13 protein-coding genes are annotated in these 13,051 nt (G+C 64.9%); 8 read left to right on the forward strand and 5 right to left on the reverse strand.

Features of this window, described 5'->3' with window-relative positions:
* Positions 1-26: 26 nt before the first annotated feature.
* The gene (locus tag SPR01S_RS19415) at positions 27-1,025 is read right to left on the reverse strand and encodes an adenosine kinase (RefSeq protein ID WP_066592871.1); all 999 of its coding nucleotides are present in this window, start codon (positions 1,023-1,025) and stop codon (positions 27-29) included.
* A 61-nt stretch (positions 1,026-1,086) separates the two neighbouring features.
* On the opposite strand from SPR01S_RS19415, the gene SPR01S_RS19420 reads away from it, so the two are divergent.
* Complete coding sequence (locus SPR01S_RS19420) at positions 1,087-1,767, forward strand: EI24 domain-containing protein (RefSeq protein ID WP_066592873.1); 681 nt, start codon at positions 1,087-1,089, stop codon at positions 1,765-1,767.
* A complete protein-coding gene (locus tag SPR01S_RS19425) occupies positions 1,764-2,138 on the forward strand; it encodes a hypothetical protein (protein ID WP_066592876.1) in 375 nt (124 codons plus the stop codon). Before SPR01S_RS19420 ends, SPR01S_RS19425 begins: the two co-directional genes overlap by 4 nt.
* Before the next feature lie 91 nt (positions 2,139-2,229).
* Here SPR01S_RS19425 and queG read toward each other — a convergent pair whose 3' ends face one another.
* The gene (queG, locus tag SPR01S_RS19430; RefSeq protein WP_066592882.1) at positions 2,230-3,285 is read right to left on the reverse strand and encodes a tRNA epoxyqueuosine(34) reductase QueG; all 1,056 of its coding nucleotides are present in this window, start codon (positions 3,283-3,285) and stop codon (positions 2,230-2,232) included.
* A gap of 41 nt (positions 3,286-3,326) precedes the next feature.
* Between queG and SPR01S_RS19435 the strand changes: the two genes are divergently transcribed.
* The 4 genes from SPR01S_RS19435 to msrB all read left to right on the forward strand — a co-directional run bounded on the left by SPR01S_RS19435 (position 3,327) and on the right by msrB (position 7,404).
* The gene (locus SPR01S_RS19435; protein ID WP_066592884.1) at positions 3,327-4,256 is read left to right on the forward strand and encodes an ABC transporter ATP-binding protein; all 930 of its coding nucleotides are present in this window, start codon (positions 3,327-3,329) and stop codon (positions 4,254-4,256) included.
* The gene (locus tag SPR01S_RS19440) at positions 4,256-5,497 is read left to right on the forward strand and encodes an ABC transporter permease (RefSeq protein ID WP_066592892.1); all 1,242 of its coding nucleotides are present in this window, start codon (positions 4,256-4,258) and stop codon (positions 5,495-5,497) included. Before SPR01S_RS19435 ends, SPR01S_RS19440 begins: the two co-directional genes overlap by 1 nt.
* A 94-nt stretch (positions 5,498-5,591) precedes the next feature.
* Positions 5,592-6,830 (forward strand): cytochrome P450, encoded by a 1,239-nt coding sequence (locus SPR01S_RS19445; protein ID WP_245662126.1) that lies wholly within the window; start codon positions 5,592-5,594, stop codon positions 6,828-6,830.
* Between the two features lie 79 nt (positions 6,831-6,909).
* The gene (gene msrB / locus SPR01S_RS19450) at positions 6,910-7,404 is read left to right on the forward strand and encodes a peptide-methionine (R)-S-oxide reductase MsrB (RefSeq protein WP_066592909.1); all 495 of its coding nucleotides are present in this window, start codon (positions 6,910-6,912) and stop codon (positions 7,402-7,404) included.
* A gap of 187 nt (positions 7,405-7,591) precedes the next feature.
* Here msrB and SPR01S_RS19455 read toward each other — a convergent pair whose 3' ends face one another.
* From SPR01S_RS19455 to SPR01S_RS19465, 3 genes are all read right to left on the reverse strand, one after another.
* Positions 7,592-8,155, reverse strand: a complete 564-nt coding sequence (locus tag SPR01S_RS19455) for a CHAP domain-containing protein (protein ID WP_066592896.1) — start codon at positions 8,153-8,155, stop codon at positions 7,592-7,594.
* A 220-nt stretch (positions 8,156-8,375) separates the two neighbouring features.
* Positions 8,376-9,833: an MFS transporter gene (locus tag SPR01S_RS19460; protein ID WP_174531912.1), complete on the reverse strand. Its 1,458-nt coding sequence runs from the start codon at positions 9,831-9,833 to the stop codon at positions 8,376-8,378.
* Positions 9,830-10,660 carry an SDR family NAD(P)-dependent oxidoreductase gene (locus SPR01S_RS19465; RefSeq protein WP_066592911.1) on the reverse strand — a complete coding sequence of 277 codons (831 nt, stop codon included), beginning with the start codon at positions 10,658-10,660 and terminating at the stop codon, positions 9,830-9,832. The genes SPR01S_RS19460 and SPR01S_RS19465 overlap by 4 nt, the downstream gene beginning before the upstream one ends.
* A gap of 234 nt (positions 10,661-10,894) precedes the next feature.
* Here SPR01S_RS19465 and SPR01S_RS19470 point away from each other — a divergent pair, with 234 nt between their 5' ends.
* Together SPR01S_RS19470 and SPR01S_RS19475 are read left to right on the forward strand one after the other, a co-directional pair.
* Positions 10,895-12,040: an acyl-CoA dehydrogenase family protein gene (locus SPR01S_RS19470; RefSeq protein WP_066592897.1), complete on the forward strand. Its 1,146-nt coding sequence runs from the start codon at positions 10,895-10,897 to the stop codon at positions 12,038-12,040.
* 134 nt (positions 12,041-12,174) lie between these two features.
* Complete coding sequence (locus tag SPR01S_RS19475) at positions 12,175-12,963, forward strand: SDR family oxidoreductase (RefSeq protein WP_066592907.1); 789 nt, start codon at positions 12,175-12,177, stop codon at positions 12,961-12,963.
* The last annotated feature ends 88 nt before the right edge of the window (positions 12,964-13,051 follow it).

Genomic DNA, 13,051 nt, shown 5'->3' on the forward strand with positions numbered 1-13,051 from the left:
CCCGCTTGCGGGAGAGGGAAACAGGATCAGCCCAGCTTGCTCGCCACTAGCTTCTTGAGATCCGCTAGCGGCCGCGGGCCGACGTGCGAGATGCATTCGGCGGCGCAAATCGCGCCCATACGCAGGCTCGTCTCGAGGTCGCGGCCCTGAGCCTGTCCGGCGAGGAAGCCCGCCGCGAACAAGTCGCCCGCGCCGGTCGTGTCGACCACGTGATCGATCGGTTCGGCGGGAACGCGGGCATGCTCGTCGGCATGATGCGCCTCGGCGCCGTGCGGACCGTGCGTGCAGACAAGCGTCGGCACACGCGCCGCCAGGTTCTTCACCGCCGCCGCGATATCGTCGGTCTGCATCATCGCGCGGACTTCGTTGTCGTTGGCGAACAGCAGGTCGATCTGGCCGGCATCGATCAACTCGAAGAATTCATCGCGATGCCCTTCCACCACGAACGTGTCGGACAGCGTCAACGCCACCTTGCGCCCGGCATCGCGCGCCATCGCGATCGCGCGCTTCATCGCGTCGCGCGACTGTTCGGCGTTCCACAGATAGCCTTCGAGATAGAGGATCGCGCCCGCGCCGATCGTCTCGGCATCGACCGCGCTCTCGGGCAGGAACTGCGCCGCGCCCAGGAACGTGTTCATCGTGCGCTGGCCGTCGGGGGTGATCAGGATCAGGCAACGCGCGGTGGGATCGCCACCGGTCGCGGGCGGCGTGGCGAAATGCACACCGAGCGACTTGATGTCGTGCGCGAACACCTGGCCGAGCTGATCGTCGGCGATCTGCCCGATAAAGCCGGTCGGCTGGCCCAAGGCCGCGAGGCCGGCGATCGTGTTCGCCGCCGATCCGCCCGACACTTCCTGCCCCGGGCCCATCCGCGAATAGAGATCGTCCGCGGCGGCGGGATCGAAGATCAGCGCCATCGATCCCTTGGTCATACCCTCGGCGGCGATGAATTCGTCGGTCGACTGCGAAAGGATGTCGACGATGGCATTGCCGATCGCGACCACGTCATAGGCGGGGTTGGTCAAGTCAGATATCTCCGGGAAATGGTTGGCCGGGCCGTATCGCCGCCGCTAGACAGAAGCAACGATGATCCGCGCTTTCCTCCTGTCGCTCGGCCAGCTCACCGATTCCGCGATCCTCCGCGTCTTTCTCAAGTCGATCGGGCTGACCCTGCTCGTCTTCCTGCTGCTCGGCGCAGGACTTTGGTTCGGAACGCAATGGCTGTTCGTCGACCAGCTCGGCTGGGGCGAGGACGCCGCCGGCCTGGCGATGATCGGCGAGTTCGTGGCGACGCTCCTGTTCGGCTGGGTGCTGTTCCGTGCCATCGCGATCGCGGTGATCGACCTGTTCGGCGACGAGATCGTGATCGCCGTCGAGCGCAAACATTATCCCGACGCGCTGGCGAGCGCGCACGACGTGTCGTTCGCGCGCTCGCTGCACATGGGGTTGCGCTCGGCCGGCCGCGCGCTGGCGGTCAACCTGGCACTCGCCCCGGCCTATATCCTGCTCCTGGTGACCGGATTCGGCACGCCGTTGCTATTCTTCGCCGCCAATGGCTGGCTGTTGGGCGTCGATCTGGGCGAGATGGTCGCGGCGCGCCATATCGCGCCGTCGGAAATGAAGGCCTGGCGCGCCTCGACCCGCTGGGTGCGCTGGGAATTGGGAGTCATCGTGTCGGGATTGCTTACTTTGCCCGTCGTCAATCTGTTCGCCCCGATCCTGGGCGCGGCGATGGCGGCGCATCTGTTTCACGGGAGACGAGGATGAAAGGTTTATTGGCTGTTGCGGGCCTCGCCCTGCTGGTTGCGGGCTGCGGAGAGACAACTCTGGCACGCCCCGCCACGCCGACCATGGTCGTCAGGCCGCCCCAGCCGACCAGCGGCCTGGAGCGCGTGATCGGGCAGAACGCCACCGGCCTCACCCAATTATTCGGTACCGCCAACGCCGATGTCCGCGAAGGCACGGCCCGCAAGCTGCAGTTCCAGGGCTCGTTCTGCGTGCTCGATACCTATCTTTATCCGGGCAAAAATGGCGGCGAGCCGACGGTGACTTATGTCGATGCCCGCCAGCCCGACGGCAGCCCGATCGACCGCGCCAGCTGCGTTGCTGCGCTGGCGCGGCGCGGGGGCGGGAAGTAAGTTTAGCCCCTCCCCTTCAGGGGAGGGGTTGGGGTGGGGCCTATCAACTGGGGATACTGCTTGGAGCACAGCCCCACCCCCAGCCCCTCCCCTAAAGGGGAGCGGCTTTTAACCTATCTAACGCCCAACCGACGGCGTCCCGCACCACCTCCGACGGATCATCTCGCAACGCCTCCAACGCCGGCGCCAACCCGGCGTCCCCGCTATTCCCCGCCGCATAAGCCGCATTGCGCACCATCCGGTCGCGCCCGATCCGCTTGATTGGCGAGCCCGAGAACACCTGTCTGAATCCGGCATCGTCGAGCGCGAGCAGATCGGCGAGCCGTGGCGCGGCCAACTCCGCCCGCGGCAGGAAAGCCCGATTGGCCGCTGCCGCCGAGGCGAACTTGTTCCACGGGCACACCGCCAGGCAATCGTCACAGCCATAGATGCGGTTGCCCAAAGCTGCCCGAAATTCCTCCGGCACCGGCCCTTTATGCTCGATCGTCAGGTACGAGATGCAGCGGCGGGCATCGAGCCGATAGGGCGCCGGGAAGGCGTCGGTCGGGCAAGACCGCTGGCACGCGTCGCACGAGCCGCAGCGATCGCGCCCCGGCTGATCGGGCGCGAGGTCGAGCGTGGTGTAGATCGCCCCAAGGAACAGCCAGCTGCCATGTTCACGACTGACGAGGTTGGTGTGCTTGCCCTGCCAGCCCAGCCCGGCCGCTTCAGCCAGCGGCTTCTCCATCACCGGCGCGGTATCGACGAACACCTTGAGGTCGCTGCCTGGCGCTTCCGCCACGATCCATCGCGCCAGCGCCTTCAACGTCCGCTTGACGAGATCGTGATAGTCGCTGCCCTGCGCATAGACCGAGATCCGCCCGCGATCCCCCTCCCCCGCCAGCGCGAGCGGATCGCGACCCGGCGCGTAGCTCATGCCCAGCGCGATCACGCTCCTGACCTCGGGCCACAATCCGGCCGGCGCCGCGCGTTGGTCGGCACGCTCTTCCATCCAGATCATTTCGCCATGCCGGCCCTCGGCCAGCCATTGCCGCAGCCGCTCGCCCGCGCGCGGCGCGGCATCGGCGCGGGCGATACCGACGGCAGCGAAACCGAGCCTTAAGGCTTCGGCGCGCAAGCGGTCTTCGAATAGCTTGTGTTCGATCACTCCGCCCCGCTACCACGGACGGACCAGTCGAGGGAGGTCGCGTGTCTCAATCTCTGGCCGTCACAGCCCACGGCCTCGTCAAGAAATTCGGTGGGCGGCGGGTGGTCGACGGCGTCGATCTCGCGGTGCCGGCCGGGACGATCTACGGCGTGCTCGGTCCCAACGGCGCGGGCAAGACCACGACCTTGCGCATGTTGCTCGGCATCATCGAGCCCGACGAAGGCGAGCGCACCCTGCTCGGCCGCGATCGCCCGCGCGAGGCGAGCGATCATGTCGGCTATCTCCCCGAGGAACGCGGCCTCTATCCCCAGATGAAGGCGCGTGAAGCGATCGCCTTCATGGGCGCGTTGCGCGGCCTGCCGTGGAAGATCGGACGCAAGCGCGCGGTCGAGATGATGGAGCAAGCCGGTCTGGGCTATGCGGTCGATTTCAAGATCCGCAAATTGTCCAAAGGCATGGCGCAGTTGGTCCAGTTGCTCGGCTCGGTCGTCCATCAACCCGATTTGCTCGTGCTCGACGAACCCTTTTCGGGACTCGACCCGGTCAACCAGGAAGGGCTGGAACGGCTGATCCGCGCCGAACAGGCGCGCGGCGCCACCGTCCTGTTCTCGACCCACGTCATGGCGCATGCCGAGCGACTGTGCGACCGGCTGGCGATTATCGCCGGGGGCAAGCGGCGCTTCGAAGGGACCGTCGCCGACGCGCGCGGCATGCTGCCGATGCGCGCGCATTACCAGCCCGAGCGCGACGGCCCAGAAGTGGCGGCGATCCTGCCTGCCGATGCACAGCACAATGGGCGGGACTGGGTCTTTCCGGTCGCCGATGACGCGGTCGAGGCATTGCTGCTCAAGCTGACACAATCGGGCTTTGGGGTCGCCGGCCTGTCGATCGAGCGTCCCGGTCTGCACGATGCCTTCGTCCGCATCGTCGGCGCCGAAGCGCTGGCTCAAGCCGAAGCGGAGGCGCTGTGATGGCCAATAACATCGGTCGTGGACTGCGCCAGGCGCTGACCGTGGCACGGCGCGATTTCATCGCAACCGTGTTCACCCCGACTTTCCTGCTGTTCCTGTTGTCGCCGATGTTCACCATCCTGTTCGGCGCGGCCGGCGGGTTCGGCGCATCGAGCATGGCGCAGGGCGCCGCCGACCGCGCTCGGATCGTCGTTATCGCCGCGCCCGCTGACGTGGCGACCATCGTCGCGACCGACCGCCAGTTGCGCCAGGTATTCGGACGTGGCGATATCCCGCCGCCGCTGGACGTCGTCACGCCGTCCAGCGATCCCGCCGCTCAGGCGCGCGCGCGCGTGTCGAGTCGTGACGGCGACGTCGATGCGGCGCTTTACGGCCCGCTCGATCACCCGATAATCGTCTATGGCAATGGTGGCAGCAACGAGGCCGATTATCTCGCGGGTCTCGCCGAGCAGGCGTTGCGCGCGCAGAAGCTCGGCTCAACCGCGCCGCTAAGCGTCGCCACCAAGACGAAGATCGTCCGTACCGTCGTGACCACCAGCGGCCATAACGCGGCGGCCTTGTTCGCGGTCATGGCGATCTTCCTGCTCACCCTGTTTCTTGCCGGCCTGACGATGGGCACGATGGCGGAAGAGCGCAGCAACAAGGTAATCGAGGTCCTCGCCGCCGCGGTGCCGCTCGAATCGGTGTTCTTCGGCAAGCTCATCGGCATGTTCGGCGTCGCCCTGCTGTTCGTCGGATTCTGGGGCACGGTCGCGAGCCAGATCACCGCTATTCTCCCCGCCGGGACCGCTGCAGCCCTCGCGGGGGTGGCGCCTGCCGTCGGCAAGCCGGTCTTCGCCCTGCTGTTCCTCGCCTATTTCGTGATGTCTTACCTGCTGATCGGCGCGGTCTATCTGATCCTCGGCGCGCAGGCCTCGACCCAGCGTGAGCTTCAGCTGATGGCGCTGCCGATGACCGTCGTGCAAATGGCCAATGTCGGCATGTCGACCGCTGCCGCCGGCAAGCCGGGAAGCACGATCGCCTGGATCGCGGAAATCTTCCCGTTCAGCTCGCCGATGGCGATGGCCGCGCATGCCGCCAATTCGTCGGCGCTATGGCCGCATGCGGTCGCGATTCTGTGGCAATTGCTCTGGGTGTCGCTGGTGATCTCGCTAGGCGCGCGCTGGTTCCGCCGCGGCGTGCTGAAATCGGGCGAAGGGCCGAAGCGCAAACGCAAACAGCCGCAGCCTTCCAGCAGCTAAACGCTACACTATTGACATCCGTGTAAGTATAGGTTTGTCTTGGCCCATATATAGGAGAGTGGGCATGGCGACTCAGGCCGAATTGACCGAGATGATGGCGAACGGGCCGACCTACAAATATGACGGCCCGATCGATCCGCTCGACGTCAGCCGCGCCGAGCTATATCGCGACGATGTCTGGCAGGCGCCGTTCAAGAAGCTGCGCGCCGTATCGCCGGTCCACAAGGTCGAGCATTCGGACTTCGGCCCCTATTGGTCGATCTCCACCTACAAGCCGATCGTCGAGGCGGAATCGCTGCCGGAAATCTTCTCGTCCGAAGTCGGCGGGATCACCCTCGCCGATTTCCTGCCCGAGAGCGACGTCAAGATGCCGATGTTCATCGCGATGGACCGGCCCAAACATACCGGCCAGCGCCGTACCGTCGCCCCCGCCTTTACTCCCAGCGAGATGGTGCGGATGAAGACGGACATCGTCCGCCGCACATCCGAGCTTCTCGACACATTGCCCTGGGGCGAGCAGTTCGATTGGGTCGACAAGGTGTCGATCGAACTGACCACCCAGATGCTTGCCATCCTGTTCGACTTTCCGTGGGAAGATCGCCGCAAACTGACCTTCTGGTCCGACTGGGCCGGCGATATCGAGCTGGTCAAGACGCCGGAGCTGCGCGCCCAGCGTCTGACGCACATGTTCGAGTGCGGCGCCTATTTCCAGAATCTGTGGAACCAGAAGGTCGGTAAGGAGCCTACTCCCGACCTGATCAGCATGATGATCCATTCCGACGCGATGGCGGAGATGGATCAGTACGAATTCCTCGGCAACCTGATCCTGCTGATCGTCGGCGGCAACGACACGACGCGCAACTCGATGTCGGCGGCCGCCTATGGGCTCGACCTGTTCCCCGACCAGCGCGCCAAGCTGGAAGCCAATCCGGAACTGATCCCGAACGCGGTCCAGGAAATCGTCCGCTGGCAAACGCCGCTCGCACACATGCGCCGTACCGCGACTCAGGACTACGAACTGGGCGGGCAGACGATCAAGGAAGGCGACAAGCTCGCGCTCTGGTACATCTCGGCCAATCGCGACGAGACCGTGTTCGGCGACGACGCCGACAATATCGTCGTCGACCGCCCCAATGCGCGCCGCCACCTCGCGTTCGGCCACGGCATTCACCGCTGCGTCGGTGCGCGCCTTGCCGAGCTCCAGATCAGCGTGTTGCTGGAGGAAATGGCCAAGCGCCGGATGCGGGTGAACGTCGTCGGCGAGCCGACGCGCGTCGCGGCCTGCTTCGTCCACGGTTATCGCAAGCTGCCGGTCGAGCTCAGCAAATATTGAGCGCGGAAATCATGGCGGGTTGAAACCTGCGGGGCTCATCGTCCGTACCTATATAGGTCCGATCGATGGAGCCCGTATGATGACGTTCGACCGCCGCCATTTCCTGACCCTGGCCGGTACCGGTGCCGCGACGATGCTGGTGAGCGGCTGCCGCGCCGCGCCCGCCGCGCCGCCCGAAAAGTTCGAGTTCCAGTTGAGCGACGCTGAATGGCGCAAGCGGTTGCCGGGGCTATCCTACCAGGTGCTGCGGCATGAGGCGACGGAGACGCCCTATACCAGCCCGCTCAACAACGAGCATCGCGCCGGTATTTTCTCGTGCAAGGGCTGCGCGCTGCCGCTTTATTCGTCGAAGACCAAGTTCGAGAGCGGAACCGGCTGGCCGAGCTTCTGGGCGCCGCTGCCCAAGGCGGTGAAGACGCGCAACGACAGTTCGTTGGGAATGACGCGGACCGAAGTCCATTGCCGCCGCTGCGGCGGTCACCTGGGGCATGTGTTCGACGACGGGCCCAAGCCGACCGGCCTGCGCTATTGCATGAACGGCGCGGCGATGAATTTCACGCCGGGCAAGGCGTAGGACATCGGCCGAGGAGAATTGCCCTCGGCCGAAATGAACCAACCCCTCCCCGGCGAAGGCCGGGGCCCAGTTGCGCTGTCGTGGAGATGGCGCGGAGCCGCCGCGAGTGCACTGCCACTGGGCCCCGGCCTTCGCCGGGGAAGCTTAAACGCAGCACTCTCGCTATAATTTGAGAGACAGGTCCGTCTTAGTCGCGGACGCCGACGATCCCGCGGGCACCGACCGGAGCGATCGTTGCGATCGTCTGGCTGCGCGACGTATCGACCTGATCGCTGTCGCCATTGTCCAGCTTCGGCGCGCCATTGGCGTAAATGAAGCCCTTGGTCGGATAGATGGAGGTGCCGAGATCGCCATTCGGGCCGTACCAGACCTTGACCTCGCTCCAGTCGCCGTTGGCCGATACGTCGATCGCGCGGACATTGTATTCAACACCGCCGCGACGCGACCAATTGGCATGGGTCAACAGGACTTCGCGATCGCTGACGATCGCCGATACCATCGCGACGTGACCAAGGCGCATATGGCCGGTGGAGGCGAAGGCGAGCACCGATCCGACCTTTGGGGTATTGCCCCGCTCATACTTGCCGGCGGCCTGCGACCACCAGGTGTTGGCGTTACCGAAAATCTGGATGCCCGAAATCTCGCGCGCATAGGGAGCGCACTGCCAGAACCGAGCCTGAGCCGGCACCGTCGTCGCCAGGGCGCAGAGCGCCACCAGCGCGAATCGCGCTGCCAAACCACCAAATTTCATGCGACCCCCCAAAAGGTCCGTTGAAGTGTTGATGGTGGGTTAGGTGGACAAAACCGACATGGGAACCCTGTCGGGGCGATGAACGGAACCTTTCACGACGAACGGTGTTTCGCCGCCGGTGAACGCCCAAATACGGTAGCGCGCAAACCCAATTCACACCTGCGGCACCCACATTTTGTGGTCGGAATCCGCCGAATCGCTACCGGTGTCACGCCGGGTATCACGGTGCGTGCGGCGCCCCTTCTGCCTCCGCAGCAGCGATCATCCGCTCCAGCCGCGCTTCGTGTTCGGTGCGACCGAACGGGAATTTCGCAAACAGGACAGCCGCGACGATCGCGAGCGAGCCGTAGATCAGGATGAAGGCCAGCGTCAGATGGTCGATCACCGCAATCGGCACCATGCCGGGCTTCGCGCCCTTGGGGAACGAGACGAGGTCGAGCAGCTGGCCGACGATCATGATGCCCAGCCCCGAGGTACATTTCTGGACGAAGAAGGATCCGGCGAAATAGACGCCTTCCGACCTCCGGCCGGTCCGCGCTTCCGAATCCTCTACCACGTCGGCCATCATCGACGCGCCGAGAATGAACGAGGACACGCTGAGCGCCGTCGCGATGACGAAGATCGGCAGCAGCATGAACACCAGCGCGCTCGATCCCGGGGCAGGAACGACGCCGGCGAAGCGCAGCCAATACGGCATGGTGTGAAACACCGTAGCCGCCAGGACGAATGCCATCGCCGCGTGTGGCTTGCTGGTGCGTTTGCCGACCGCGGGTGCAATGACGAAGGCGAGCGCCGCCCCCAGCATCAGCGCGAACGGCAGTAGCTGCAGGGTCCACGACTTGAACTGCCAGACGTAATTATACGTGTAGTTGGATAGCGCGTAGCTGATCCCCTGATTGGTATAAGCGCACACGCCGGCCAGCATCAGGATCAGGAAGCCGCGATTCTTGACCGTTTCCCACAGCTCGCGGAAATGCTCGCCGAGCGTCTGGCTGCGCACTACCGTCTTGGGCAACCGCGCAATCTCGTGATGCGTGCCCAGCGCCGATGCCAGGATCGCGACCACCATGATGACGGTACTGGCAATCGCCAGGTGACCATAACCGACGCGATTGAGCAGGCCGTTGGGATAGGCGGCCGATGGCGTCAGAAACACGCCGTAAGCGAGCAGCAGGATCGCTAGGCCGCCCGCCCAGCCGAACAGATAGCGGTAGGAAGTGATCCGCGTGCGCTCGTCATAATCCGACGTCAGCTCGGGCGTCAGCGCCTGCGACGGTACTTCGTAACAACTGACTGCGCTGCGCACGACTACGGCGGTGAGGAATAGCCAGACCAGCGTCGCGCCAGTGCTCAGCTGCGGCGGATTCCAAAGCAGCAGCCAGCCGATCGCGATCGGGAGGGCCGCCGCATACATCCAGGGATGGCGCCGCCCCCAGCGCCCGCGCGTACGATCCGACAAGACGCCGATCAGCGGATCGACGAACGCATCGCAGACCAATGCGATGAAGATCACGAATCCGACGGTCGATGCGTCGAGTCCGATCACTTGGTTGTAAAAGATCAGCAGGAACGTCCCGAACCCGGCGTCCTTGACGCCATAGGCGACCGACCCGAAGCCGTAGCTCGCCGTGGTCCAGGTCGAAAGCCGCCGCGGCGCCGGCGCTGCCAGTTTGCTCACGAGGCGGCGGCTTCCAGCGACGAGAACAAGCCTGGCACGCTGTCGTCCCAGCTGGCGCGCGTGCCGATCAGCATGCCGCCATCGACTAGGATATGCGTGCCGGTGACGAAGCTGGCATCATTGCTCGCGAGATAGGCGACAGCGGCGGCGATGTCTTCGGGCCGCCCGGCGCGCTGCACCGGCTGGGCGTGCGCGGCGGTTTGCGCGATCACGCCGTTGACCTGATCGCGCACCGCGCCTTCCAGCCCAAGCGCCGAGGTGAAGATGTTGGTGGTGATGAACCCCGGCACGACCGCATTGACGCGGATATTGTGCTTGGCGAGGTCGGCTGCGGCCACCTTGGTCAGATGCAGCACGCCTGCCTTGGCGGTCGAATAGGCGGTCGGCGCGTAGCCGCTGCCCAGCGCGGAGACGCTCGACGTGTTGACGATCGCGCCGCCGCCACGCTTCGCCATCAGCGGCGCGGCATAGCGGATGCCCATCGCCACCGATCGCAGCAACAGGCTCATGGTGCGATCCCAATCGTCGGGCGAAATCTCGTCGATCTTGTCGCGCGATCCGGCCGCGCCGGCATTGTTGAACACTACGTCCAGACCGCCCGCGGCATCGGCGGCAGCCATCAGCGCTTCGATATCGGCGGCCTGAGTCACGTCGGTTTTCTGGAAGCGGATGCGGCCGTTCGACGTTTCGGCAAGCTCTTGCCCGCCCGCGACATCGACATCGCCGATCAGGACGTCGGCACCCTCTTCCACCAATCGCAACGCCGTCGCGCGTCCGATACCGGAGGCGCCGCCAGTGACCACGGCGCGTTTGCCCTGAAACCGCATTCCATTCTCCTGCATGTATTTTTGGCGCAGCATAGAGGGGGCAGGAAGCCGGTCAATCCGACTTTTCGAATTTCGGGTTTGTTTGCTGTTGCAGCGGGCTGTGCGCCAAACTACCAACCGTCACCCCGGACTTGTTCCGGGGTCCAACCCTGCACAACGGAATCCGGCCGTTGTCGCGCGTTGGATGCCGGGACAAGCCCGGCATGACGAGTTGGACATGGGGAGAGGAACATTATGGCGCTCGACGCCGAAACCTTCGACGCATTGATCGACACCGTCCGCCGCTTCGTGGCCGAGCGGCTGCGCCCGCTAGAGGCCGATGTCGAAGCGAACGACGCCATCCCCGACGACGTCACGGCAGAGATGAAGGCGATGGGCCTGTTCGGCCTGTCGATCGCCGAGGACTATGGCGGCCTGGGTCTGACCATGATCGAGGAAGCGAAGGTCGCGATCGAGCTCGGCCGCACCACGCCCGCTTTCCGCTCGAGCTTCGGCACCAATGTCGGGATCGGCAGCCAGGGGCTGGTGATGGCCGGCAGCCCCGAGCAGAAAGCCGAATGGCTGCCCAGGATCGCTAGCGGCGAGGTGATCACCAGCTTCGCGCTGACCGAACCCGATGTCGGTTCCGATTCGGGGGCAGTGAAGACCAAGGCAGTATGGGACGGGCAAGCCTATCGCTTGTCGGGGACCAAGCGCTACATCACCAATGCCGACAAGGCCGACCTGTTCACGGTAATGGCCCGCACCGGTGACGAGCCGGGCGGACGCGGCGTCTCGGCCTTTCTCGTGCCGCGCTCGCTTGCCGGCGTGTCGATCGGCGAGCCCGAGAATAAGATGGGACAAAAGGGCGCCAAGGTCGCCGACGTGATGTTCGACGACGTGATCGTGCCCGCCGAGAACCGGCTCGGTGCCGAGGGCGAAGGTTTCAAGATCGCGATGCGCGTGCTTGACCGCGGGCGGCTGCATATCTCGGCGGTGTGCGTCGGCGTCGCCGAGCGCCTGATCGCCGATTGCGTCGCTTATGCCAGCGAGCGCAAGCAGTTCGGCAAGCCGATCGCCGAGCACCAATTGATCCAGGCAATGATCGCCGATTCGAAGACGGAAGCACTCGCCGCCAGGGCATTGGTGCTCGAGACCGCCGCGGCAAAGGACGCCGGCAAGGACGTCGTGATGGAATCGGCCGCGGCAAAATATTTCGCCAGCGAGATGGTCGGCCGCGTCGCCGACCGCGCGGTGCAAATCTATGGCGGCGCGGGCTATATCGCCGATTACGGCATCGAGCGGCTGTACCGCGACGTCCGGTTGTTCCGCATCTACGAAGGCACCAGCCAGATCCAGCAACTCATCATCGCGCGCGAGACGTTGAAGCGCGGGGGATAAGTCGAGCGAACGAATTAGCCCGTCACCCCAGCGAAAGCTGGGGTCTCAAGCGACGGCGCGGCAACGGCGCCCCAAGTGGCGCGAGATCCCAGCTTTCGCTGGGATGACGGTTTTTAGGAAACGGGAGAAGACACATGGACACGAGCAAATTCTTCAGCCTCGAAGGGCGCGTCGCGCTGATCACCGGCGGCAGCCGCGGCATCGGCAAGATGATCGCCGCGGGATACATCGCCCAGGGCGCCAAGGTGTACATCTCGTCGCGCAAGGCGCCTGCGTGCGAGGAGACCGCCGCCGAGCTCGGCCCCAATTGCATTCCGATTCCGATGGACGTGTCGACGGTAGAGGGCTGCAAGGCGCTCGCGGCGAAAATGGCCGAGCACGAGGATCATCTCGACATTCTGGTCAACAATGCCGGCGCCGCCTGGGGCGTGCCGTTCGAGGAGTTTCCGGAAAGCGGCTGGGACAAGGTGATGGACCTGAACGTGAAGTCGCCCTTCTTCCTGACCCAGGCGCTGCACGGCCTGCTCAAGGCTCAGGCGAGCTATGACAAGCCGAGCAAGGTGATCAACATCACCTCGATCGACGGTCTGCGGCTCAATCCGTGGGAAACGTACAGCTATCATGCCTCCAAGGCGGCGCTGATCTACCTCACCAAGCGGATGGCCGCGCGGCTGATCAAGGATGCGATCATCGTCACCAGCCTGGCACCCGGCGCCTTTGCCAGCGAGATGAACCGCGCCGCGCGCGACCATGGCGATGAGGTGGCCAAGAACATTCCGATGCGCCGTATCGGCACCGACGAGGACATGGCCGGCGCCGCGATCTTCCTGGCCAGCCGCGCTTCCGACTATGTCGTCGGCGATACGCTGGTCGTCGATGGCGGCCTGGTCAACGCCGCTCTGGGAACGTCCATCGACGCTTGAAACTAAAATCCCTCTCCCATTGGGAGAGGGAGGGAGCCGCTCGAAGAGCGGCGGAAGGGTGAGGGCCGACACGAGCGACTTGGCCCCC

Origin of the sequence: Sphingomonas pruni NBRC 15498, from assembly GCF_001598455.1 — a bacterium.
Classification (GTDB): domain Bacteria; phylum Pseudomonadota; class Alphaproteobacteria; order Sphingomonadales; family Sphingomonadaceae; genus Sphingomonas; species Sphingomonas pruni.

Coding starts and splice junctions, on each gene's coding strand:
- SPR01S_RS19455 (WP_066592896.1), bottom strand. CDS start 8,155: ATGAAATTTGGTGGTTTGGCAGCGCGATTCGCGCTGGTGGCGCTCTGC.
- msrB (WP_066592909.1), top strand. CDS start 6,910: ATGACGTTCGACCGCCGCCATTTCCTGACCCTGGCCGGTACCGGTGCC.
- SPR01S_RS19475 (WP_066592907.1), top strand. CDS start 12,175: ATGGACACGAGCAAATTCTTCAGCCTCGAAGGGCGCGTCGCGCTGATC.
- SPR01S_RS19440 (WP_066592892.1), top strand. CDS start 4,256: ATGGCCAATAACATCGGTCGTGGACTGCGCCAGGCGCTGACCGTGGCA.
- SPR01S_RS19420 (WP_066592873.1), top strand. CDS start 1,087: ATGATCCGCGCTTTCCTCCTGTCGCTCGGCCAGCTCACCGATTCCGCG.
- SPR01S_RS19445 (WP_245662126.1), top strand. CDS start 5,592: ATGGCGAACGGGCCGACCTACAAATATGACGGCCCGATCGATCCGCTC.
- SPR01S_RS19470 (WP_066592897.1), top strand. CDS start 10,895: ATGGCGCTCGACGCCGAAACCTTCGACGCATTGATCGACACCGTCCGC.
- SPR01S_RS19425 (WP_066592876.1), top strand. CDS start 1,764: ATGAAAGGTTTATTGGCTGTTGCGGGCCTCGCCCTGCTGGTTGCGGGC.
- SPR01S_RS19465 (WP_066592911.1), bottom strand. CDS start 10,660: ATGCGGTTTCAGGGCAAACGCGCCGTGGTCACTGGCGGCGCCTCCGGT.